Consider the following 22,690-nt stretch of genomic DNA (forward strand, 5'->3'; position numbering starts at 1 on the left):
TCACCGGCGCGTTTACCCCGCGTCGGCGCCATCACCAAGCCTCGAAAGGCTGGGTTTCGGGACTTCATGCCTTTAGTTTCGGAGCCATTGGCTTTTTTGACCCATAAAGAAAAACCCCGCAGACGTTAATCTGCGGGGCTTTCGAATGGTGGAGGCCGAGGTCGGAATCGAACCGGCGTAGACGGATTTGCAATCCGGAGCATAACCACTTTGCTACTCGGCCTCAAAGTTCGGATCTAGCAGCTTGCGCTTCGCTATCTCCTTGAAACACCGCACCTTTTCAAGGTTTGCTGCGTTTCGATGGGCGCCATTATGTCCGCATTCCTTTCGCCTTGCAACCCCCTGAACAAAAAAAAATTTCAACGGGTTCAAGGTGTTAGCGCAAGCGCCCGAGTTTACTCCACAAACCTACCACGGTGTTCTCAACCGTGCCGCTGGCAGCCATGCCGATTCGCTCCTGCAGGCTTTTGCGCTCGGCATAGTGCAGGTGGAACAGGCTCGCCGTGCGGGCGCGCTCACTGAGGTATTCGTCGCTGGTCTGCAGTGCATCGACCAGCTTGCGATTCAATGCGGCAATGCCGAGCCAGACTTCACCGGTGGCGACCTCATCGATGTGCAACTGCGGGCGGTAGCGGGCCACGAAGTCCTTGAACAGCTGGTGGGTGATGTCCAGGTCTTCCTGGAACTTTTCCCGGCCCTTCTCGGTGTTCTCGCCAAACACGGTCAGGGTACGCTTGTACTCGCCGGCGGTCAGCACTTCGAAATCGATATCGTGCTTCTTCAACAGGCGGTTGACGTTGGGCAACTGCGCCACCACACCGATCGAGCCCAGCACGGCGAAGGGCGCGCTGATGATCTTGTCGCCGATGCACGCCATCATGTAACCGCCGCTGGCCGCGACCTTGTCGATGCACACGGTGAGCGGGATGCCGGCCTGGCGGATGCGCGCCAGTTGCGAGGCCGCCAGGCCATAGCTGTGCACCAGGCCGCCGCCGCTTTCCAGGCGCAGCACCACTTCATCCCGAGGGGTGGCGAGGGTCAGCAGTGCGGTGATCTCGTTGCGCAGGCTTTCGGTGGCAGAGGCCTTGATGTCGCCGTCGAAGTCGAGCACGAACACCCGGCCCTGTTCCTCAGCCTTGCCCTTCTTCTGCTGTTTTTCCGCCTTGGCCTGTTGCTTGCGCAGGGCCTTGAGCTGGGCTTTGTCGAGCAAACCGCTTTCCAGGCGCTCGCGCAACGCTTTATAGAATTCGTTGAGGCGGGTGACCTGCAACTGCCCACCGGCCTTGCGCCGCCCCTTGCCGCGCAAACCGGCGATGGCGGACAGCACCACCAGGATGGCAATCACCAGGGTGGCGGTTTTGGCGAGAAAGCTTGCGTATTCGGCAAGAAACTCCACGTTGACTCCTTATGAACCTGCGCCCGATCGGCGCGAAACTGCTGCAAGCATACCGTTGCGACCGTGCCCTCGCCAGCCGAGGTAAACGCTGGCAACACAGTTCAAACAACCTTTTCAAACGCTTGTATGTTTTTTCGTTGACAGCCTCTCTGGCGCATCCTAACCTCGCAGCAACCTTCAACGCCGGATACCGCAGTGGGCAATCTCTACCTGATCCGACATGGCCAGGCTTCCTTCGGTGCAGACGACTACGATGTCCTCTCCCCCGTCGGTGTGCGCCAGAGTCAGGCCCTGGGCGAACACCTCGCCCAGCTCGGCCTGCGCCTGGACCGCTGCGTGGCGGGTGACCTGCGCCGCCAGCAGGACACTGCCCGGCACGCGCTGCAGGCGATGAACGCCAGCGGTTGCCCGGTACCGGCCATTGAGACCGACCCGGCGTTCAACGAGTTCGACGCCGATGGTGTGATTCGTGCCCTGCTGCCTGGCCTGTTGGCTGAGGAGCCGCATGCCCGCGAGGTCCTGCGCAACGGTGCGCAGAACCGCAGCGAGTTTCAGCGCCTGTTCGCACTCATGGTTCAGCGCTGGCATGCGGGCGAGCATGCCGACGACGGCCTGGAGACCTGGCAGGCCTTCACTGCACGGGTCGAAGCCGGCCTGCAGCGCGTGCTGGGCACTGCCGGCAGTGGCGAAAACATCGCCGTGTTCACGTCCGGCGGCACCATCGCCGCCCTGCTCCACCTGGTTACCCGGATCACGCCCAGCCAGGCCTTTGCGCTGAACTGGCAGATCATCAACACGTCGCTCAGCCAGCTGAAATTCCGCGGCCGCGACGTGGCACTGGCTTCCTTCAACAGCCAAGCCCATGTGCAGCTGTTGAGGGCCCCGGAGCTCATCACCTACCGTTGAGCCCGGCCTGTTGTGTCCTTGCGGACGCGAATATCACTTAACAAGGAAAACACCATGAGCGATGTAGCTAAAGCCGTCGAAGCGATGAAAGCAAAATTCAACCCAGCGGCTGCTGAAGGTCTGGACCTGGTGTTCGGCTTCAACATCACCGACGAAGACAAGCAATACGCGCTGATCGTCAAAGATGGCACCTGCGACATCCAGGAAGGTGAAAACCCGGATGCCAACTGCACCCTGGTGCTGGACAGCGAAACCCTGAAAGGCATCGTCAGCGGTGAAACCGACGGCATGCAGGCCTTCATGGGCGGCAAGCTGCGCGTCGAAGGCGACATGATGCTGTCGATGAAGCTCAGCGAGCTGTTCCCTTCCTGAGTGCGGGGCACAACGCGCAATCAGAAAACCGAAGCCTGGCCGGCTTCGGTTTTTTTTTGCCCGGCATTCGGTGCAGTGATCGACCGGCAACACCCTCGCCTATATGGCGCCTGGCACGCTTGTTCCACAGCCGCCTGGCCATTAGATTAGCCAATAGTCCTTGCACCAGATAATAAGGAAATCGCATGACGCTCACCGACCAGTCCACCCAGGTACGCCCCGGCGAAGAACTCGACGCGGCCGTCATCGATCCTTACCTTAAGGGCCACATCGCCGGCCTCGAAGGCCTGCCGAGCATCAGCCAGTTCCCGGGTGGCGCGTCCAACCTCACCTACCTGGTCAGCTACCCGGGCCGCGAGTTCGTGCTGCGCCGGCCGCCTTTCGGTCACAAGGCCAAGTCGGCCCATGACATGGGCCGCGAGTTCCGCATCCTCAACCAGCTCAACAGCGGTTTCCCGTATTGCCCCAAGGCCTACGCCCACTGCACCGACGAGTCGCTGATCGGAGGTGAGTTCTACGTTATGGAACGGGTCAAGGGCGTGATCCTGCGCTCGGACATCCCCGCCGAGCTGGGCCTGGACGCCAGCCGCACCGAAGCCCTGTGCAAAAGTTTCATCGACCGCCTGGTCGAGTTGCACCAGGTGGATTACCACGCCTGTGGCCTGGCCGACCTGGGCAAGCCGGAAGGATACGTGCAGCGCCAGATCGAGGGCTGGACCAGCCGCTACGAAAAAGCCCTGACACCCGATGCGCCACGCTGGGAGAACGTCATCGCCTGGCTGCACGAGAAGATGCCCGCCGACCACCCGCGCCCAGGCATCGTGCACAACGACTACCGCTTCGACAACGTCATCCTCGATGCCGACAACCCCATGCGCATCATCGGGGTGCTGGACTGGGAGATGGCCACCCTCGGTGATCCCTTGATGGACCTGGGCAACAGTCTGGCCTACTGGATCGAAGCCAGCGACCCGGCGCCGGTGCAACTGATGCGCCGCCAGCCAAGCAATGCCCCGGGCATGCTCACGCGCCGCCAGTTCGTCGACTACTACGCCGAGCGCGCCGGCATCCACCTGGACAACTTCGATTACTACTATTGCTACGGCCTGTTCCGCCTGGCCGGCATCGTCCAGCAGATCTACTACCGCTATTACCACGGCCAGACCCAGGACAAACGCTTCGCCCAGTTCATTCACATGAACCGGCTGCTGGAGCAGATGAGCCTGCAGGTCATCGGCAAGTCAACGCTCTGATGCCAGACAACAAGGAAAACAGCATGTCCAAGACCCAACTGTTCGACCTCGACGGCAAGATTGCTCTCGTCTCCGGTGCCAGCCGTGGCATCGGCGAGGCCATCGCCCATCTGCTGGCCCAGCAAGGCGCCCACGTGATCGTCTCCAGCCGCAAGCTGGAGGGTTGCCAGCAGGTGGCAGATGCGATCATCGCAGCGGGTGGCAAGGCCACGCCGGTGGCCTGCCATATTGGTGAGCTGGAGCAGATCCAGCAGGTCTTCGCCGGCATCCGTGAACAGTTCGGGCGCCTGGATATCCTGGTCAACAATGCAGCCACCAACCCACAATTCTGCAACGTGCTCGACACCGACCCGAGCGCCTTCCAGAAGACCGTCGACGTGAATATCCGCGGCTACTTCTTCATGTCGGTGGAAGCTGGCAAGCTGATGCGTGAAAACGGTGGTGGCAGCATCATCAACGTCGCCTCGATCAACGGCGTTTCGCCAGGCCTGTTCCAGGGCATCTATTCGGTGACCAAGGCCGCGGTGATCAACATGACCAAAGTGTTTGCCAAGGAGTGCGCGCAGTTCGGCATTCGCTGCAACGCCCTGCTGCCGGGCCTGACCGACACCAAGTTTGCCTCGGCCCTGGTGAAGAACGACGCCATCCTCAATGCCGCACTGCAGCAAATCCCGCTCAAGCGCGTGGCCGACCCCAAGGAAATGGCCGGTGCCGTGCTGTACCTGGCCAGCGATGCTTCCAGCTATACCACCGGTACCGCGCTGAATGTCGACGGTGGTTTCCTGTCCTGATCAGGCGCTGATGACCATTCGCGGGTGAACCCGCTCCCACAAGGATTGCACCGACCTCAAGGGCCGTGCAGTACCTGTGGGAGGGGGTTCACCCGCGAAGAGGCCGGTACTGCATCGCCTTTACAAACAGGTGGCCGCCGCCGCCCGGCGCTGCAGGGCCACCCCGTCATTCTTCTGCGCGTAGTAATCCACCCGCGTCCCACCCGCCTGCGGGTACACATCCACGAACGACTCCGCCTCGCGGGTATAAACCGTCAATCCACCCTGCTTGCGCGGCTCCAGGTAGCCGCTGGCATCGTCGCCGAACACATCCTCTTTCTGCCAGCTGAACTGGATGCACTGCGCCACCAGTTCCGGCGCCTTGCGCGAGTCGAGCTGGGCTGTCGGCTTGCCGCCCCGCGCCGCATCCATGGTCGCGCTCGCGCAACCGACCAACACCAGCGCCGCAGCCATCGGCAGAATTGCTCGCATGTTCCATCCTCGGGGCAAAAAAGAAAGCGACTCTAGCACCGCAAATGAATTGTCCCAAGCGGGCCGCTGTCGCATCTGGTACATACCCCCTCAAGGAGATTGCCATGAAAGCCAACCACCTTCTGCCTGCACTGCTGCTGGCCAGCCTGCCGATGATGACCCTGGCCGCCCCTTCGGCCGAAGAAAGCGTCAAGGCACCGGAAACCCACAACCGCGAACTCAAGGTCGGCGACAAGGCGCCGGACCAGTACAAACGCGACGACGCGGCCCTGAGCGACTGGAAAGCCAAGGGCCTGCCCGCACCAGAAAAGGAAAGCCACTGGGTGCGCATGGGGGATCACTATGTGCTGGTTCAGACCACTAATGGCGTAGTGCTTGCCATCCACCCTGCGTCCTGAACGCCATTCATCGCTCGGGCAGCAAAATCTTGCGGGTCAAGGAAACCAAATGGATCGATCCCAGTCTCAGTAAGTGTCCCGTAAACCTATGCGGATCAAGGACCTATCGAGATGACCCGCTTTACAAGCATTACGTTGATCGCCGCCTTCCTGCTGTTGTCGGGCTGCTATCACCACCACTACCGTGATGACGGCGGCTGGCGCGATGACGATCGCGGCCACCGTCACCACCACCGCCATGATCGCGACGATGACGACGACCGCCAATGGCGCGGTGACCGTTACGATCGTTGAAGCGTCTTCCCTACCCTGACCCGCCGCCCAACCGTGCGGCACCTTAACCTGATGATTCCTCTGAGGTTCCAATCATGCGTCTGACTCTACCTTCCCTCGCCCTTGGCCTGCTGCTGTGCCAGGGCGCTTTCGCCGGTGACGGTACTGCCGCCATCGGCGGTGGCCTGGGTGGTGTCCTGGGCAACGTTGTCGGCCAGCAAATGGGCGGCCGCACTGGCGCAGCCATCGGCGCCGGTCTCGGCGGTGCCGCCGGTAGTGCAGTAGCGGCGAAGAAAGGCAACCGTACCGAAGCCGCCATTGGCGGTGGCCTGGGCTCGGCCGGCGGCTCGCTGCTGGGCGGCGCAGTAGGCGGCAGGACCGGCTCTACCATCGGTGCAGGTCTGGGCGGCGCGGCCGGTGGTGCCTTGGGCAACCACATGGGCGACAACGGTGGCAGCAGCAAGCACCGCCATCACCGTCACCACTGAGTGACGACCAGCAAAAGGGCCGCATCGTGCGGCCCTTTTCGTTTCCCCATGGCTGCAAACCCTGCAGCACATCAACGCCACCTTCACCGCAAGCTGCCACACTGACTGCTACTGTCTTTCGTGACCCTTTGAGTGAAGGAACACCCTCGCCCCATGAACCAGGAATTGCTCTGGGTAGTCGGCCTGCTGGCTGTCGTCGTCATCCTCTTCGTCATCAACCGACCGCGCATGGACGTGGTCGCCCTGCTGGTGATCCTCGCCCTGCCACTGTCGGGCATCCTCACGGTGGAGCAGGCCCTGGCCGGATTCAGCGACCCCAACGTGGTGCTGATCGCCGCCCTGTTCGTGATCGGCGAAGGGCTGGTACGCACCGGCATCGCCTACCGCATCGGTGAATGGATGAGCGAAAAGGCCGGCAATAGTGAGGCACGGCTGCTGGTCTTGCTGATGGTCTCGGTGGCCGGGCTGGGCTCAGTGATGAGTTCGACCGGCGTGGTGGCGATCTTCATCCCGGTGGTGCTCAGCATTGCCGCACGCCTGAAGCTGTCGCCCAGCCGGTTGATGATGCCGCTGAGCTTCGCCGGCCTGATCAGTGGCATGCTCAGCCTGGTGGCCACGCCCCCCAACGTGGTGGTGCACAGTGAACTGGTACGCCATGGCGCGCCCGGCTTCAGCTTTTTCAGCTTCACCCCGTTCGGCCTGGTGGTGCTGGCGCTGGGCATTGGCTACATGCTGCTGACCCGCAACTGGCTCAACGGCGAAATGCGCAAGGACGGCCGCGTGGAAAGCCGCCGCACGCTGCTGGACCTGGTGCTCGACTACAAGCTCAACGGCCGCGAACGGCGCCTGCGCATCCGACCCAGATCGCCACTGATCGGCCATACCCTGGGCGAGCTGGAACTGCGCACCCGGCATGGCGCCAACGTCATCGGCATCGAACGCCAGCACAAGTTCACCACCCGGGTGATCGCCGCCGACTCAGGCACCGTCCTGCAGCAAGGCGATGTGCTGCTGCTCGACCTGTTCGCCAAACGCGACGACCTGCGTACCCTGTGCCAGACCATGCAACTGGAACCGCTGCATTTCAAGGCGGCCTATTTCATCGACCAGTCCCAGGACCTGGGCATGGCGGAGGTGTCGCTGCCGCCGGGCTCGCAGCTGATCGGCAAGAGCATTCTGGACCTGGCCTTCCGCACCCGCTATGACCTCAACGTGGTTGGCCTGCGTCGCGAGCAGGCGGCCATTGAAGAACAACTGGTGGAAGAGAAGCTGCGCCTTGGCGATACGCTGCTGGTGGTCGGCCCATGGAAGGCCGTGCGTCAGCTGCAGAGCCAGCCAAAGGACTTTCTGGTGTTGAGCCTGCCGGCCGAAATCGATCAGGTGGCGCCGGCCCGCGCCCGTGCACCGCATGCCCTGGTCAGCCTGGCGGTGATGGTCGGGTTGATGGTCAGCGGCGCAGTACCCAATGTCATCGCCGCGCTGATCGGCTGCCTGTTGATGGGTGCCGGGCGCTGCATCGACATGAACAGCGCCTACCGGGCCATTCACTGGCAGAGCCTGGTATTGATCGTCGGCATGCTGCCGTTCGCCCAGGCACTGCAGAAAACCGGCGGCATAGACCTGGCCGTGGGCGGCCTGGTCAGCCTGCTGGGCGGTGCCGGGCCGCTGGCCATGCTGGCCTGCCTGTTCATGGTCACGGCCATTATCGGCCTGTTCATCTCCAACACCGCCACCGCCGTGCTGATGGCCCCGGTGGCGATCAGCACAGCCACGCAGCTGGGCCTGTCGCCCTACCCGTTCGCGATGACCGTAGCCCTGGCCGCATCGGCGGCGTTCATGACGCCGGTGTCTTCTCCCGTCAACACCCTGGTGCTCGGCCCGGGTCAGTACCGCTTTGCCGACTTCGTCAAGATCGGTGTGCCTTTCACCGTACTGGTGATGCTGGTCACCGTGCTGATGGTGCCCTGGTTCTTCGGTCTTTAGGCAATATGGCAAGGATTGAAGGCTATTTGCCACCAACTTGCACGAACACGGCAGATTGACATCAAGCACCCGGTGCCAACACACTGACACGCCAATGCCCCAGGTGCTTATAGCCGTTGTCCTGGATTTCGTTTCCGCTTGTCGGTCGAGCCTATGGTTTTTCCAGCACAATCGCGCTTGTTGCCCTACCTTGCCCTGTTCGCCCTGACCTTCGCCCTTACCCTCGGCGGGATCCTGGCCCGGCCGATCGAATCGTTATCGCTGTTCTGGCCGGTCAATGCGGTGCTGGCCGGGGTGCTCTTGCGTTACCCGCGCCAGGCCAGCCTGGTGGGCCTTTGCCTGGTGTGGCTGGCGATGGTCGCCGCCGACCTGGCATGTGGCAGTGCCTGGGCCCCCGCCCTGTGGTTCAACTTGTGCAACCTCGGCGTGGTGGTGACGGTGTGGTGGCTGCTGTCGCGCTTGCCCCGCCTGCATAGGCGGATGCGCACCCCGCATGGCGTGCTCAGTGTGTTCGGTGCCTGCGCAGCGGGTGCCGTGGTGGCGGCCAGCATGGCCTGCATGATGGCTACACCGTGGTTTGAAAAGTCGCTGCAGGCCACCTGGCTGGCCTGGTTCAGCGAACAGTTCTCGACCAGCGTGCTGGTGCTGCCGGTGCTGCTCACCGCCCCGTCGACCCGTGTACTGATGCGCAGCGGTGCCCAGCTGATCCGCCTGGCGCCCTTGTTGGTGCTGCTGGCCTCACTGGCCTTGAGCATCGCCTTCGGCGGCCCCGGCGCCATTGCCTTTCCGATTGCCGCGCTGCTGTGGTGTGCCTGGACGTACTCGCCTTTCCTGGTTTCGCTGCTGGCGCTCATCGCTGGCAGCACGCTGATCGTGGCGGTGGCGCAGAACCTCATGCACTTCAGCGTGCCGCAGAGCGAGCCCGGGGTCACCACGCTGATGTCGGCGCGCCTGGGGATCGCCATGCTGGTCCTCGGCCCACTGGTCGTCGCCTGCGTCAGCCAGGCCAATCGCAGCCTGCTGGCGCGCCTGGCGCACCAGGCCACCATCGACCACCTCACCGGCCTGCTCAGCCGCAGTGCCTTTACCCGGCGCGCCAATGCCCTGCTCGACAGCCGCCAGCAGCATGGGCTGCCGCTGACCTTGATGATGCTCGACATCGACCATTTCAAATCGATCAACGATTGCCATGGTCATGCAGTCGGCGACCAGGTCCTGCGCCAGTTCGCCAGTACCCTGCAAGAGCAGCTGCACGACGAAGCGCTACTGGCTCGCCTGGGCGGTGAAGAGTTCGTGGTGGTGCTCCCGGGGCTGCCACCGGAACAGGCCACGTTCACCGCCGAACGTCTGCGCCGCGCCGTGCAGGACCTGCATGCGGCCCAGGGTGATCCGCGCCTGCAGATCACCGTCAGTATCGGCCTGGCTGGCTGCGCCGAGGACGAAAGCGCGCCCAGCCTGGACGACCTGCTGGCGCGCGCCGATCAGGCGCTGTACCGAGCCAAGGCGCATGGCCGCAATCGCGTCGAGCAGGCCGAGGCGCAGCGCCAGGTCATCTGAGTCAGCTCAGCAGGTCCCAGGACAGCTTGGCGATCAGTACGCACAGCAGAATCAGGAACAACCCGCGCACAAAGCCTGCGCCCTTGCGCACCGCCAGCCAGGTCCCGGTCAGGGCACCGAGGATATTGCACACAGCCATCGGCAGGGCGATGGCGTACAGCACATTGCCCGACGGCACGAAGAACACCAGCGCTGCCAGGTTGGTGGCGATGTTGACGACTTTTGCCGATGCCGAGGCATGCAGGAAGTCGAGGGCAAAGAAGCGGATGAACAGGAAGATCAGGAAGCTGCCGGTGCCTGGGCCGAACAAGCCGTCATAGAAGCCGATCGCACCGCCGATCAGCACCGCCAGGCACTGCTCCCGGCGGCCGATCCTGGCCGGCTTGTGCAAGGTGCCAAAGTCCTTCTTGTAGAAGGTGTAGATCGCCATCAGCACGATCAGCACCAGCACCGCCGGGCGCATCACGCTCGGCGGTACCCGCGAAACCGTGGCCGCTCCGGCAAACGACATCACAAAGGCACTGAGTGCCGCCGGCACGATCAACCCCCAGTCCAGGGTCACCTTGCGAATGAACGAGCGAGCCGCAAAGGCCGTACCGCACACCGAAGCCAGCTTGTTGCTGCCCAGCAACGCCGCCGGCTGCGCCGTGGGCAGCACGTTGAACAGCGCCGGGATCTGAATCAGCCCACCGCCACCGACGGCGGCATCGATCAGGCCGGCAGCGAAAGCGAACAGGGAAAGTACGGCGATATCCATCATGGTGCGGTCCTGGCAGTGAAAACAGACCGCAAGGCTAATCAATGCAGCGCGCTTGTGTTGAAATGCCGCATTGCGAAAACTGCAATCAGGAGCCTCCGATGGCATTGAACATGCTGCGCGAAATCCAGGCGTTCGTCAGTGTCGCGCACAAGCGCAGCTTCGTCGCCGCCGCACGTGCGCTGGGCCGTTCTCCCAGCGCGGTAACCCGCGCGGTGCAAACCCTGGAAGACAACAGCGGGTGCAAGCTGCTCAACCGGAACGCCAACGCGGTTACGCTCACCGAAGCCGGTGAACGCCTGCTGCCCCATGCCGAACGCTTGCTGGATGTGCAACGCGACGCGGCCGACGAACTGGCCGCACTCACCGGTACTGCGCAAGGCTGGGTGCGTTTTGCCGCGCCGCAACTGCTCGGCGAGCACGTATTGCCTGGTGTGCTGGCCAGTTTCAGCCAGCGCCACCCGCAAGTCACCCTCGACGTGCAATACGGCGATGCGGCTTTCGACCCCTTGCACGGCAAGTTCGATTTCGTGGTCCGCGGCGCCTTTGCGCAGTCGAGCGAACTGATTGGGTACCCACTGTGGCGCTATCACCGCCATTTGTATGCCAGCCCGGCCTACGTCGCCCGCGCCGGCATGCCGGAACGGCCCGAGCAGCTGGAAAAGCATGCCCTGATCCTGCACACCGCGCCGCGCATCCTCAAAGCCTGGCATTTCTGCCGTGACGGCCAGATCACCAGCCTGCGCCCGCACCCGCGCTTGCGCCTGGGCTCTGGCGACGCGGTGTACCACAGCACCTTGGCCGGGGCCGGCATCGCCCGCCTGGCAGACTGGGTGGCAGAAGTACAGGTGAAGGCGGGGCGCCTGGTGCGGGTATGCGCGGATTACCGGCTGACCTCGAGCACCGGCCAGGACCCACAGATGCACGCGGTTTACCCCGCTGGCGAGTTGCCTGCCCGCGTGCGCGAGCTGCTACTGGCCTTGCGCCAGGCTGGCTCAGCCGCCTCTGAACGTGCCAGGTAGAGGCTGTTCAATTTCTGCTCAATTTAACAGAGCCCGCACATTACCTGGCTTGCAGAACTTTATCCACAGACCTACCCACGTTTTTTGTGGACAGATTTCCCCGGACAATTAAGGACTTATCGCACACGGATCGCCGAGACAACGCCCAGCGATACAGCCGAGGCGGACTGCCAGGATCTGGCAGTGGTCTGGCCCGTCCAACGAGGCAGACGGGCCGGAAGGGTGAGAAGAATCAGCTTGGCGGAATGGTGCCCAGCAGGCCGATCAGAACGGTCAACAGCAGAAAGCCACCCAGAAACAGCGCGAGCTTGCCCATCGGAACCTCTTCAATGTGATAGCAGGGACGAACAGCATTGTGCGCCGCAGGCTGATACGGTTACAGATTCAGGTTCGCGGAAAAAAAGCGGATCAGATGACCCGCACGCCCCTCGGGCCTTCGCCTGTGCTAGGGTCAGAAGCTCGCAGACTAGGAGCTTCGCATGACTGCCATCGCCGCCAATGCCGCATTGTTGCTGATCGACCTGCAGGTCGGTATCCACCACCCTCGCCTCGGCCGGCGCAACAACCCCGAGGCCGAATTGCGCATGGGCGAACTGCTCGCCGCCTGGCGTCTGGGCGGGCGACCCATCGTGCATGTGCGGCATGTCTCCCGCTCACCCGACTCGGTATTCTGGCCAGGCCAGGCGGGCTGTGAATTCCAGCCGGCCTTTACACCGCTGGCCAGCGAAACGGTGTTCGACAAACATGTGCCGGACGCCTTCGCCAACTCGGGCCTGGAACGCTGGCTGCACGTTCGCGGCATCGGCGAACTGGTGATTGCCGGCGTGATCACCAACAACTCGGTGGAGTCCACGGCGCGCTCGGCAGGCAATCTCGGGTTCGATGTCGTGGTCGTGGCAGACGCCTGTTTCACCTTCGACCAGCAGGACTGGCAGGGCCGGCTCTGGCCTGCCGAGGATGTGCATGCACTGTCGTTGAGCAACCTGGCACTGGATTACGCCCGGATCCTGGACAGCCACGCGGTATGCACCGGCATCTTGGGGGTGGCATAGCCAAAAAGCGCACACAGCAGACAGAACGCGCAGCCATTTATGCTACGCGGCATCTTGCAACATTCAGTTTCATATTGCCCGCCGACAGTAGCCAGCCCAACGCACCTGATCGAGGCTACTTCCGTGTTGCAACGTCTGTTCTGCTCCGTATCCCTGCTCACCCTGGCCGTTTCCGCTGCCCATGCCGCCGACTCACTCGACACGCCGCGCCTGGCCGGCATCGACAATTTCCGCGATATCGCCGGCACCACCAGCGCCTATACCACCCGCCATGATGGCGTGATGCGTAGCGGGGTGTTCTACCGCTCCAATGCCCTGACCCCTACGGCGGCCGACCTCGCAATCCTCAACGGCCTGGGCATCAGCAATGTCTACGACCTGCGCACCCCCAGCGAAATCGCCAGCACGCCCGACACCCTGCCAGCAGGCGCCAGCTACACCAACATCGACATTATCGGCAGCACCACCTCGGGCTCGAACATCACCAACATCTCGTTCACCAGCGCAGCCCAGGCGCGGGCGATGATGCAGGACACCAACCGCGCCTTCGTCAGCGATGCCGGCATGCGCGGTCAGTTCAGCGTGCTGTTCAACGAACTGGCCAACGCCGACGGTGCCGCGCTGTTCCACTGCACCGCTGGCAAGGACCGCACCGGCTGGACCGCGGCCGTGCTGCTGAGCATTGCCGGGGTCGACGAGGCGACCATCATGAACAACTACCTGGCCACCAACGACTACACCACTACACGCGTGGCGGCGACGCTGGCCGCCATGCCGGCGAGCATGGCCGCGATCTACGCGCCGCTGCTCGGCGTCGAAGCCAGTTATCTGCAGGCTGGGCTGGATGAGGTCACCGCCGAGTACGGGACCATGGACAATTACCTCAAGGCAGGCCTTGGGCTGTCGCAAGAAACCCTCTATGTGCTGCGCGGCAAGATGGTGCGCTACGGCACGCTGCCAGGCGAAGCCGGCCTGCTGGGCAACGCCGCTGCCGGTGCACAGCTGCTGGGACAGCTGCAGGACACCTCGTTGTCGGGTACCTACAGCGCCTACAACTACTACCTGCAGTCGGCCATCGACGCCGGCACGCTGGGGGGCGCCGAGTCGACCGTGGGGGGCCAGGTGCATGCCGACGCCGCCAGCTCCCTGCTGCGCCAGGGGGCGATGATCGACCGTGCGGCCGCGCCGTTTACCGATGGCAGCGCCCTCAAGGTCGGCCAGTCGCGCCTGTGGAGCACCGCGCTGGCCGGCTATCTGGGCACCGATGGTTCTTCTCGCGCGGCCAGCAGCAACGAGCACAGCCAGGGGCTGATGGTCGGGCTGACCCAGCGCTTCTCCGAGCAGCTCAGCGCCCATGCCGGTTTCGGCTACAGCAATGGCAATGTCGGCGGAGCCGGTGGTGAGGCGGACACCGACCTGACCTTCCTCAGCCTGGGGGCGCGCTTTGCGCCCAATGGCCTGGAACATGGCCTGTTCATCGACGCCGATGCCAGCGCCGGCTGGCTCGACTATTCCAGCAAGCGTGAACTGGGTGGCGGCCTGGGCACGGCCAAGGGCGACAGCCATGGCACGCTGGCTGGCGGCAGCCTGGCACTGGGCTATCGCCTGCCCGCCGCCGCCCTGGTGCTGGAGCCGAGCCTGGGGCTGCGGGTCAGCCGCGTTGACGTGGACGGTTTCACCGAGAAAGGCAGCGAACTGGCCCTGCAGGTCGACGACCTGAAAGAAACCCGACGCGCCGCCGTGGCCAACCTCAAGGCCTCCTTCGCGCCAGTCGCCCTGGGCAGTTGGCAGCTGGTGCCAGGCGTCGAGGTGGGCTACGAGCATGTGCTGGGCGACCACCAGATCGACAGCCAAGGCCATTTGCTGGGGCTTGATATCGAACAGCGGTCGGCCTTCGATAATCGCGACCAGTTCACCGGCGGCGTCAACCTGATGGCCAACCTTGGGGCGCTGAGTGTCGGGGCCGAGGTGGCAGCCATGGGTGGGGGTGACAGCCATGGGGTCAGTGGCAGCCTCAAGGCCAGCTACGCGTTCTGAAGATCAGGGGGCCGCCGAGCGGCCCCGACTATCGGTGCCGGATATCGGCGGGGTTGATCCCGAAGGCATGCTTGAAGTACTGGGCAAACCGCCCGGCATTGCTGAAACCATGGCGCAAGGCAACCTCCGCCACCGACCCGCCCTCCCCGCGCGCCAGCATCGCACGCGCCTGCTCCAGCCGCACCTGCCGCTGATAGCCGACGATCGACGTGCCGGCAAACCGCCGGAAGCCCTCCTGCAACGCACGCAGGCTGACATTGGCCAACCCCGCCAGCTCGCTGCCACTGACCTGCCTGGCCGGGTGTTCGCGCAGGTAGGCCATGGCCAGTTTCACATGCCGCGGCGCAATGGCCGGCACCGGGCTGCGCAACGCCTCGCTGTAGTTGTGTGGCCAGGTTTCCAGCAGCGCGTCGACCAGCATCTCCTGCAAGCGCACAGGCATCAGCAGGCCAGTGCTGATCAGTTGATCGAACTCGGTTCCGGTTGCCAGTTCGAGCAAGGCCCGGATGCCAGGCAGTGCGCAGTTGCTCAGGTCAACCTGTGGCGCAAAGCGAATCGGCGCAGGCAAGGGTTGTTCGAGCAGGGTCGACAGCCGTTCGGCGAACGCCCCACGGCGGATCGACATGCCGCACTGGGCATGCCCGTCGGTGATGCGCACCGAGCGGATGTCGAGCTTGTCCACCGCCAGGCCGACCTGAGCACCGCCGATCGACTCGCCGCGGTGGTCGAAGATGATCTTGCCCGCAGTGGGCAGCACGAAGGTGATTTCGTCCTGGGGCGTCGGCAGGACGAGGGTGAAATCGCCCTGGTAGTGCATGCGCCGCACGCTCATGCCGTCGAAGCGGCCATAGACGCCACCGATGGCAATGCCGTCGCCCAGCGGCGGCATGTCGGCATACAGGTTGCCGTAAAGCTGGGTGAACAAGGCGGCGAATTCGTCGCTGCGCATGTCGCTTGAGCGGAGCATGAACGGCTTGCGGGTCGTGCCGGGATACACCGTGTCGCACACCTTGTGCCACGAAGAGGGACCCGCACACTATCAGCTTCGCATGACAGGCAGGTGACGCCGGCTAGCGGGTTCGCCTGAGTTTCTCTGCCTTCAAGCGTCGGTACAGGGCCATCACCGGCCGCAGCAGCGCCATCCGGTCGAAGACCGACAGGGCATGCAGGTCGGTACGCGAAGGCCTCTGGTAGCCCAGGTTCCAGGTGAAGTAGTAGGCCTGGATGTTCTTGTCGGTGTGGATCAGTGTATTGAGGGCCGCGTCATAGTGCATCGGCCCACCGTCCGGGTGCCCGGGCGGGCGCTGTAGAATCTGCGCAAGAAAGTCACGCAGCTTGCCCACGCTCTTGCCGTTCACCGCATAAAAGTGCGACAGGTGAATGGGACGATCAACCGGTGCCCAGCCGGGGTCATCGCAATTGCCCTCGCAGGAATGGCCGAGGTAGGCGATGTCCCAGTCCATGCGTTGCAGGGACTCGATGGCCTTTTTGCCAAACGGGCCTATGCGCCGGGAAAACTGGATGTCGTCTTCCATGATGAGGATGTTGCCGACATTCAGGCGCACGGCTTCTTCCAGTACCTGCAGATGGCTCATGAAGCAGCCGCGGGCGCCGATGCTGGGGAAGCCCTGTTGGTCGGTGGGCGTCACAGCAGGGAAAAAGCCGATCTTTTCGTCATCGATGTGGAAGCCGTGGCGGGCGAATTCGGCCTCGGTTTCATCGCGGCGGTCCGTTCTGGACGGGATGTTGATGATTCGGGTCCGATCAAAAAAGTCGATCACGTTCATCGCTCAGGTCCTTGGCGCAGCCGATCAGAAGGCGAACAGATGGCTGATCAACTGGCCACACAGGGCGCCAAACACCATGACAGGCAGCACCACCAGCTCCCGCTTGATACTCAGCATGCCCAACTGGTGGCTGACCTTGAAGATCAGGAACAGCGTGAAGAAGGTATGCAGGGCCACGCCCCACAGCGCATAGGTCACCCCGCCGATGGCCAGCAGCAACGGCATCAGGGTGAATAGCGCTACCACCCGAATGATGTTGTCCATGGCCATGTACTTGGTCAGCCCGAGGGCCATCCATATCTGATGCGTCAGGCCATAGCGCAAGGTGAACAGCGACAACGACAGGATCGCCATCATCTGCCCGGCCTCCTGATACCGGGCGTCATAAAGCCAGTGGATGATCAGCGGGCTGGCGGTGAACAGGAAGCCGCAGGTGAACAGGGTCAGCACATCGAAGATCAGCCGGAAACGGAAATACAGGTGGCGCAAGCGGTCCATGTCACCGGTCCTGGCCGCCTCGCTGAAGGCCGGCAAGGCCACCGCCCCGGCCAGCCGCTGCAGGCTGAGCTGGAAAGCCGCCAGAATGCCCACCGCAATCGAATACACCCCCAGCTGGGCCACCGTCATGCTGCCGCCGAACCAGATCCGGTCCCCCTGCATGGCCAGCACGCCGACCGCGGACGACAGGAACACCCAGCGGCCGTAGTTGACGATTTCGCGCAGCGCTGCCGGGTCCCACTGCGGGCGGTCTTTATGCCCCGGAAAGATCAGGTGGCTGAGCACCGTTGTGACCAAGGTGGAGACCAGACCGGCCGCCACCAGCGCCCAGATGGAACGGGTGAGGTAGCCGATCACCAGCATCACCACCAGGCCGGCGATTTGCGACACCAGTTCGACCAGCACCACCTTTTTCTGCTGGAAGGTGCGGATGGCCACGTCGATCTTGGTCGACTGGAAGGCAAAGATGATCGCGAAAAAGCCAGTAACGGCCAGGACCGCAGGCAATTCCGGGGCGGCGTAGGTGGAATGCGCCGGCCACATTGCGAAGTGCTGGGACACCCAGGAGGCCAACGCCACCAGTTGCATCACCACGAACAGCCCAAGGCCGCGAATGATCTGCAACGACCAGATCGTGTTGAGGAACAGTGGCTCGTCGCCGCGGGGGCTCTGGATGATGTTCTGCCGCAGGCCGACATCGGACAGCAACAGCAGCAACACCGATACCGTGGTGGCAATGGCCATGAGGCCGAACATCTCTGGCAACAGCAAACGGGTGATGATCAGGTTGCCGCCCAGGCGAATGACCTGGGAGGCCACGATGGAGCCGATGTTCAGCGCCCCAGCCAACAACACGCGTTTGCGAAGACTTTGCGAGGACGACAGATCGATCGTAGACATGGCACCCACTGACCCGGCTTTTAAGACGTTACTATAGTCTCAATCTGCCATGCTGCTTGCGCGTAGGAATACCTCCTCGTTCATTCGCGCCCGAACCCCGCGCAGAGTGAAGCCTCAGTCACCGTTTACCTGGCGGAACGACGCGCCATACGCGCTCGCTGGCAAACGGCTGGCTCCGTCGCCTCTCAACCGGGAACGCAACGTCCCGCTTTGCGGCTGGGTACGGTAAAGCCCTCGCTTCTGCAGCTCGGGCACCACCCATTCGACGAAATCCTCCAGCGTACCTGGGCTGGTCAGCGGGTTGAGCATGTAGCCACTGGTCCCGGAAATGCGCGCATGCTCTTCAATGCGATCGGCCACCTGAGCCGGCGTACCCACCAGGATCAGGTCCGTGCCCCGGGTGACGTTGGCGAAGCGCTGGCGGACATCACCTGCCGTCAACGGCTTGCCGCTGCCATCGGGGCGCATCATGTAGGAAGTGAGGCCTTCGGTATGGGTCGCCAAGGCATCGCTGTCGGCATAGCGGCTCAGGTCGATACCGGTATCGCCGGCATAACTGACCAGTTGAGCCTCCAGGTGATAGTGGCTCTGCAACGCCTCGTACTTACGCTGCGCCTCGATCTCGGTTTTTGCCGTGACGATCCGCAGCACGGTCAGCGATTGCACATCAGCCCGCGCACGCCCACGTGCTTCGGCCATGCGCCAGATTTCCTCCAGGCCCTGGCGGATTTCGTGAGGGTTCGACTTGGCGATGAAGATCAGTTCGGCATGCTTGGCCGCGAATTCACGTCCCCTGCCGGACCAGCCAGCCTGTATCAGCAGCGGTGTTCGTTGTGGCGAAGGGGCAGCAAGGTGGGGCCCGGCCACACGATAACGTTCGCCCCTGTGGTTGATCGGTTTCACCCCGTCACGCCGGGCATACACCTGCCGCGCTTTGTCCGCCACCACGGCGTCGTCCGCCCAGCTGCCTTCCCAAAGCTTGTAGACCACATCCATGAACTCTTCGGCCCGTTCATAGCGGTCGTCATGCTTGATCATCTGCTCCAGGCCAAAGTTGCGCGCTGCGCTGGAAAGATAAGAGGTGACGATGTTCCAGCCGATCCGGCCATCGCTCATGTGGTCGAGCGTACTGAAGCGTCGGGCGTGGCTGAACGGGTGTTCGTAGGTGGTCGATACGGTAGCGCCGAACGCCAGGTTGCGGGTGATCGCAGCCAGGGCTGGAATGATCATCAGCGGGTCGTTGGCAGGCGCCTCCACTGCCCACTTCACGGCGGCTTCAGCGTTGCCGCCGAACACATCGTAGAAGCCCAGCACATCGGCGAAGAACAGCATGTCGAGGTTGGCCTGATCGGCGATGCGCGCCTGTTTTGCCCAGAACTGGAACGTATTGGCGGCCAGGCGCTCATCAGCCGGATGCGTCCACAGGCTCGGTGCGCCACCACAGCCAACACTGGCCTGCTCATAGAGCGCGAACAAAAGGGGTTTCGGATCGGACATGAGGGTTCCTGTAATAACGGATGTCACAGCCAGGCAGAAAGCCATTTAAATATTAGGTAGGAATATAAAAATTAATTCTAATAATACTTAGGAATAACAATATGCGAGGGCTCACCCGATGGGTCGTCACAGGATTCACCAACAGAAAGAAATAAAAATACTTTCATTTATTCCCAGGTGAAATAAACGTATAGCTCACGGGTATTGGTATATACCAGAGACCTCCTCGTTAAATCGCTCCATGAGCCCTGAGGGCACCAAGGAGCACGACAGGATGATCGCTGTACGGGTAATGCTGGAATACTTTCACCCCTGGCCCAATTCGGCAGGTTTCTACCTCGCCAGGGAGCGCGGCTGGTATCAGGACGCTGGCTTGTCGGTACACCTTGCTGTGCCGGACCCGTTCCACGGCGACACCTTGGAGCACCTGCTCCACGGCGAGGCCGAGGTCGGCGTGTTTCCCAGCAACCGCTTGCTGGTCAGGCGCAGCCTTGGCCAGCCGCTGCTGGGCGTCGCGGCCATCAACCACCAAGGGCTGGAGTCAATCCAGACGCTCACCGACTTCGGCATTCGCCGCCCCCGCGACCTGGCTGGCAAACGCCTGGCGCTCAATCCTACGCCTCGTGGCCTGGCGATGGTCCGCCATCTGGTGGCCAAGGATGGTGGCGACCCGGATGCCGTCATCATCGTCGACAGCCAAGTGCGCGAGCTGCGTCCCGAGGACCTGGCGGCGGGCATCGCCCACGCCAGCTTCGGCGGCTACTGGGCCTGGGAAGCGTTGATGGACAGCCCGATTGCGGCCGAACGCCGCGTCGTATGGCCGGTCGATGAGATCGGTGCACCGCGTTACCACAGCTACCTGCTTGGCGGCCGGCAACGCTGGTTCGAGGACAATCCCGAGACCGCCCGGGCTTTTCTCGCCGCCACCGAGCGCGGCTTTCGCGCGGCAGCCGAAGACCCGCAGAGCGCCCTGGGCGCCTACGAGGCCGCCACGCCTTACTTTCCGGGGAAACTGCTCAGCCAGTCACTGCAGCGCATCGCCCCCACCTGGCTGCACCAAGGGCGCTGGGGCCAGCAACGCGAAGAGCTGATCGCACCCTACGCCCACTGGTTGCACCGCCATGGCGTACTGGCCGATGCCGACACCTGGCGCGGTGCCACCAGCAACCGCTACCTGACGGAGCCGCAGGCATGAGCGAACCCGTGCGTATCGCCCACGGCATGGGCTTGCAACCGGTGCAAGCCGACTGGCCGGCCCTGTCACAACAGGATGTCGAAGACGTGCTGCGGCACTTCCCGCAAGTGGGCGCCGTGCACGGGCTGCACTGGCACAGCCCACGCCCCTTCTCGGCGGCTGCCCAGGTGCGCACCGCGCACGGGGAAGTGTTCGTCAAGCGCCACCACCGCAAAGTCCGCCAGCCCGCCTGGATGCTGGAGGAACACCGCTTCGTCCGCTACCTCGAACAGCGTGGCGCCCCGGTTGTCCCGCCCTTGCTCGACCGCAACGGGCGCAGCGCCATCGCCCTGGGTGAATGGACCTACGAAGTGTTGCCGCTTGCCCAGGGTCAGGACCTGTACCGTGAGGCACTGTCGTGGACCCCGTTCCTGACCTTGGCGCATGCCCACGCGGCGGGCGCGGCCCTCGCTTGCCTGCACCAGGCCGCAGAAGGCTTCGCCGCAGGCGCCCGGCGCACCCCGGTGCTGGTCGCCAACCTGCGCCTGTTCGGCAGCAGCGCCCCACTGATGTCCATCGAAAAGACCCTGGCACGACAGCCGGCATTGAGCCAATACCTCGCGGGCAAGCCCTGGCAGCACGCACTTCGCGAACTCTATCTGCCCCACCACCGGGCCCTGCTGCCACTGCTCGCGCAGCAGGCCCCCTTGTGGACGCACAACGACTGGCACGCGTCGAACCTGCTGTGGACCGAACCGGGAAGCAGCGCCCAGGTGCAGAGCATCCTTGACTTCGGCCTGAGCGACCTGACCTTCGCCCTGTTCGACCTGGCGACCGCCCTGGAGCGCAATTGCATCCCTTGGCTTGAACTCGATGCCGGCGGCCGCGCCAGCGCCGACCTCGACGCCGTCGATGCGTTGCTGGAGGGCTACCACCGTCAGCATGCGCTGACCCAGGCCGACCTGCTCACGCTAAAAGCGCTGCTGCCGCTGGTGCATGTGGATTTCGCCCTTGCGGAAATCGACTACTTCCAGGGCATCGTCGGCTCCCGCAGTAATGCCGACATCGCCTACCACAACTACCTGATCGGCCATGGCCAATGGTTTGCCGGCAGCGAAGGCGCGCGCCTGCTCGATCACCTCGACCGCATCGCCCGCACGCGCTGACAGGAGCCCGCCATGCCCGACATCCTCATTTCACCCGACGCATTGCAACAGCGCCTGCAGCAGCCGGGGCTGGTAGTCATCGACGCCAGCGTGGAACTGGCCGCCCCGCGCTTCGATGGCGACTACCGTGTGGCCAGCGGGCGTGCGGCCTGGCTGGCCGAGCATATCCCAGGCTCCCGCCATGCCGACCTGACCTGCGAGCTGGCTGATACCTCGGCACCCTACAGCTTTGCCCTGCCCTCGCCAGCGGCTGCCCAGGCTGCACTGGCGCGCCTGGGCATCACCGATGCCCGGCAGATCGTGATCTACGACCGGCACGATGGTTTCTGGGCGGCGCGCCTCTGGTGGATGTTACGCAGCATGGGCATTGCCGCCTCGGTACTCGACGGCGGCTTGAAGGCCTGGCGCCTGGCCGACCTGCCGCTCGCCCAAGGCCAGCAGGCTCAAGGCACGGCGCCGGGCTCCCAGACCACCCTGACCCTTCAGGCTGGTTACTGGGCAAGCCGCGAAGACGTGCAGGCCGTGCTCGAGGGGAAGGCCCCGGGCAGGCTGGTATGCGCGCTGGGCAAAGGGCTGTTCGAGGGCAGCGCGGTGAGCCGCTATGCCCGACGCGGCCATATCCCCGGCAGCCTCAACCGGCCAGCCCGCGAACTGTTCGACGCACAGGGCCGCTACCTGCCACCGGTGGCATTGGCCAAAGCCCTCGGCTCGCTGCTGCTCGAAGGCGATCAACCCCTGATTCTCTACTGTGGTGGCGGCATTTCCGCTGCCGCCACTGCCCTGGCACTCACGCGCCTGGGCCGCCAGAACATTTCGATCTACGACGGCTCGCTCCAGGAATGGGCCGCCGACCCTGCATTGCCAATGACCACGGAGCCGCACTGAGGCTTCCCCCTTGCAAAAGTGAACCGT

At 63.6% G+C, this 22,690-nt stretch carries 22 protein-coding genes and 1 tRNA gene; 15 read left to right on the forward strand and 8 right to left on the reverse strand.

The genetic code is table 11. The annotated features are described in order from the left end of the window. Positions 1 to 149: 149 nt before the first annotated feature. Together ACQKPS_RS21435 and sohB are read right to left on the reverse strand one after the other, a co-directional pair. Positions 150 to 223 (reverse strand) — tRNA-Cys (locus ACQKPS_RS21435). A 153-nt stretch (positions 224 to 376) separates the two neighbouring features. Then, positions 377 to 1,396, reverse strand: coding sequence for a protease SohB (sohB, locus tag ACQKPS_RS21440; RefSeq protein WP_254484911.1), 1,020 nt, complete (start codon positions 1,394 to 1,396; stop codon positions 377 to 379). 195 nt (positions 1,397 to 1,591) lie between these two features. Here sohB and ACQKPS_RS21445 point away from each other — a divergent pair, with 195 nt between their 5' ends. The 4 genes from ACQKPS_RS21445 (at position 1,592) to ACQKPS_RS21460 (ending at position 4,718) form a co-directional block, all read left to right on the forward strand. Further along, positions 1,592 to 2,302 carry a histidine phosphatase family protein gene (locus ACQKPS_RS21445; protein WP_254484909.1) on the forward strand — a complete coding sequence of 237 codons (711 nt, stop codon included), beginning with the start codon at positions 1,592 to 1,594 and terminating at the stop codon, positions 2,300 to 2,302. Positions 2,303 to 2,356: 54 nt separating this feature from the next. After that, positions 2,357 to 2,674: an SCP2 sterol-binding domain-containing protein gene (locus ACQKPS_RS21450; protein WP_254484906.1), complete on the forward strand. Its 318-nt coding sequence runs from the start codon at positions 2,357 to 2,359 to the stop codon at positions 2,672 to 2,674. A gap of 185 nt (positions 2,675 to 2,859) precedes the next feature. Further along, positions 2,860 to 3,927, forward strand: coding sequence for a phosphotransferase family protein (locus tag ACQKPS_RS21455; protein ID WP_254484904.1), 1,068 nt, complete (start codon positions 2,860 to 2,862; stop codon positions 3,925 to 3,927). Positions 3,928 to 3,950: 23 nt separating this feature from the next. Continuing rightward, complete coding sequence (locus ACQKPS_RS21460) at positions 3,951 to 4,718, forward strand: SDR family oxidoreductase (RefSeq protein WP_427605576.1); 768 nt, start codon at positions 3,951 to 3,953, stop codon at positions 4,716 to 4,718. A gap of 120 nt (positions 4,719 to 4,838) precedes the next feature. Here the strand turns inward: ACQKPS_RS21460 and ACQKPS_RS21465 are convergent, their stop codons facing one another. Further along, complete coding sequence (locus ACQKPS_RS21465; RefSeq protein WP_152957095.1) at positions 4,839 to 5,189, reverse strand: hypothetical protein; 351 nt, start codon at positions 5,187 to 5,189, stop codon at positions 4,839 to 4,841. A 104-nt stretch (positions 5,190 to 5,293) separates the two neighbouring features. Between ACQKPS_RS21465 and ACQKPS_RS21470 the strand changes: the two genes are divergently transcribed. The 5 genes from ACQKPS_RS21470 (at position 5,294) to ACQKPS_RS21490 (ending at position 9,888) form a co-directional block, all read left to right on the forward strand. Beyond that, on the forward strand, positions 5,294 to 5,587 hold the full coding sequence (locus ACQKPS_RS21470) for an RcnB family protein (protein WP_152957096.1): 294 nt from the start codon (positions 5,294 to 5,296) through the stop codon (positions 5,585 to 5,587). Between the two features lie 111 nt (positions 5,588 to 5,698). Beyond that, on the forward strand, positions 5,699 to 5,881 hold the full coding sequence (locus ACQKPS_RS21475; protein ID WP_427605577.1) for a hypothetical protein: 183 nt from the start codon (positions 5,699 to 5,701) through the stop codon (positions 5,879 to 5,881). Positions 5,882 to 5,955: 74 nt separating this feature from the next. Continuing rightward, positions 5,956 to 6,348 carry a glycine zipper domain-containing protein gene (locus tag ACQKPS_RS21480; RefSeq protein WP_176508579.1) on the forward strand — a complete coding sequence of 131 codons (393 nt, stop codon included), beginning with the start codon at positions 5,956 to 5,958 and terminating at the stop codon, positions 6,346 to 6,348. A 153-nt stretch (positions 6,349 to 6,501) separates the two neighbouring features. Beyond that, entirely contained in the window at positions 6,502 to 8,331 is a 1,830-nt protein-coding gene (locus ACQKPS_RS21485; protein ID WP_254484890.1) for an SLC13 family permease, read from the forward strand. Between the two features lie 138 nt (positions 8,332 to 8,469). Next, a complete protein-coding gene (locus tag ACQKPS_RS21490) occupies positions 8,470 to 9,888 on the forward strand; it encodes a diguanylate cyclase (RefSeq protein WP_427605578.1) in 1,419 nt (472 codons plus the stop codon). A 1-nt stretch (position 9,889) separates the two neighbouring features. Here the strand turns inward: ACQKPS_RS21490 and ACQKPS_RS21495 are convergent, their stop codons facing one another. Next, positions 9,890 to 10,648, reverse strand: a complete 759-nt coding sequence (locus tag ACQKPS_RS21495) for a sulfite exporter TauE/SafE family protein (RefSeq protein ID WP_427605579.1) — start codon at positions 10,646 to 10,648, stop codon at positions 9,890 to 9,892. Between the two features lie 98 nt (positions 10,649 to 10,746). Here ACQKPS_RS21495 and ACQKPS_RS21500 point away from each other — a divergent pair, with 98 nt between their 5' ends. The 3 genes from ACQKPS_RS21500 (at position 10,747) to ACQKPS_RS21510 (ending at position 14,756) form a co-directional block, all read left to right on the forward strand. Next, positions 10,747 to 11,667: a LysR substrate-binding domain-containing protein gene (locus ACQKPS_RS21500; protein ID WP_427605580.1), complete on the forward strand. Its 921-nt coding sequence runs from the start codon at positions 10,747 to 10,749 to the stop codon at positions 11,665 to 11,667. Positions 11,668 to 12,146: 479 nt separating this feature from the next. After that, on the forward strand, positions 12,147 to 12,719 hold the full coding sequence (locus ACQKPS_RS21505) for a cysteine hydrolase family protein (protein ID WP_254484880.1): 573 nt from the start codon (positions 12,147 to 12,149) through the stop codon (positions 12,717 to 12,719). A gap of 123 nt (positions 12,720 to 12,842) precedes the next feature. Then, positions 12,843 to 14,756: a tyrosine-protein phosphatase gene (locus tag ACQKPS_RS21510; RefSeq protein WP_427605581.1), complete on the forward strand. Its 1,914-nt coding sequence runs from the start codon at positions 12,843 to 12,845 to the stop codon at positions 14,754 to 14,756. 28 nt (positions 14,757 to 14,784) lie between these two features. Here the strand turns inward: ACQKPS_RS21510 and ACQKPS_RS21515 are convergent, their stop codons facing one another. From ACQKPS_RS21515 to ACQKPS_RS21530, 4 genes are all read right to left on the reverse strand, one after another. Next, positions 14,785 to 15,723: an AraC family transcriptional regulator gene (locus ACQKPS_RS21515; RefSeq protein ID WP_427605582.1), complete on the reverse strand. Its 939-nt coding sequence runs from the start codon at positions 15,721 to 15,723 to the stop codon at positions 14,785 to 14,787. A 103-nt stretch (positions 15,724 to 15,826) separates the two neighbouring features. Then, entirely contained in the window at positions 15,827 to 16,543 is a 717-nt protein-coding gene (locus tag ACQKPS_RS21520; protein WP_427605583.1) for a glycosyltransferase family 25 protein, read from the reverse strand. Positions 16,544 to 16,567: 24 nt separating this feature from the next. Then, positions 16,568 to 17,941 (reverse strand): oligosaccharide flippase family protein, encoded by a 1,374-nt coding sequence (locus tag ACQKPS_RS21525; RefSeq protein WP_254484871.1) that lies wholly within the window; start codon positions 17,939 to 17,941, stop codon positions 16,568 to 16,570. 114 nt (positions 17,942 to 18,055) lie between these two features. Further along, positions 18,056 to 19,438: an LLM class flavin-dependent oxidoreductase gene (locus tag ACQKPS_RS21530; RefSeq protein ID WP_427605584.1), complete on the reverse strand. Its 1,383-nt coding sequence runs from the start codon at positions 19,436 to 19,438 to the stop codon at positions 18,056 to 18,058. A 274-nt stretch (positions 19,439 to 19,712) separates the two neighbouring features. Between ACQKPS_RS21530 and ACQKPS_RS21535 the strand changes: the two genes are divergently transcribed. From ACQKPS_RS21535 to ACQKPS_RS21545, 3 genes are read left to right on the forward strand one after another with little or no spacing between them, the layout of a single operon-like run. Next, positions 19,713 to 20,633, forward strand: a complete 921-nt coding sequence (locus ACQKPS_RS21535; RefSeq protein WP_427605585.1) for an ABC transporter substrate-binding protein — start codon at positions 19,713 to 19,715, stop codon at positions 20,631 to 20,633. Beyond that, positions 20,630 to 21,778: a phosphotransferase enzyme family protein gene (locus ACQKPS_RS21540; protein WP_427605586.1), complete on the forward strand. Its 1,149-nt coding sequence runs from the start codon at positions 20,630 to 20,632 to the stop codon at positions 21,776 to 21,778. Before ACQKPS_RS21535 ends, ACQKPS_RS21540 begins: the two co-directional genes overlap by 4 nt. Positions 21,779 to 21,790: 12 nt before the next feature. After that, positions 21,791 to 22,663, forward strand: coding sequence for a sulfurtransferase (locus tag ACQKPS_RS21545; protein ID WP_427605587.1), 873 nt, complete (start codon positions 21,791 to 21,793; stop codon positions 22,661 to 22,663). Positions 22,664 to 22,690 lie beyond the last annotated feature (27 nt).

The sequence above is a fragment of the Pseudomonas sp. NPDC086566 genome (genome assembly GCF_050280885.1).
Taxonomy (GTDB): domain Bacteria; phylum Pseudomonadota; class Gammaproteobacteria; order Pseudomonadales; family Pseudomonadaceae; genus Aquipseudomonas; species Aquipseudomonas vlassakiae.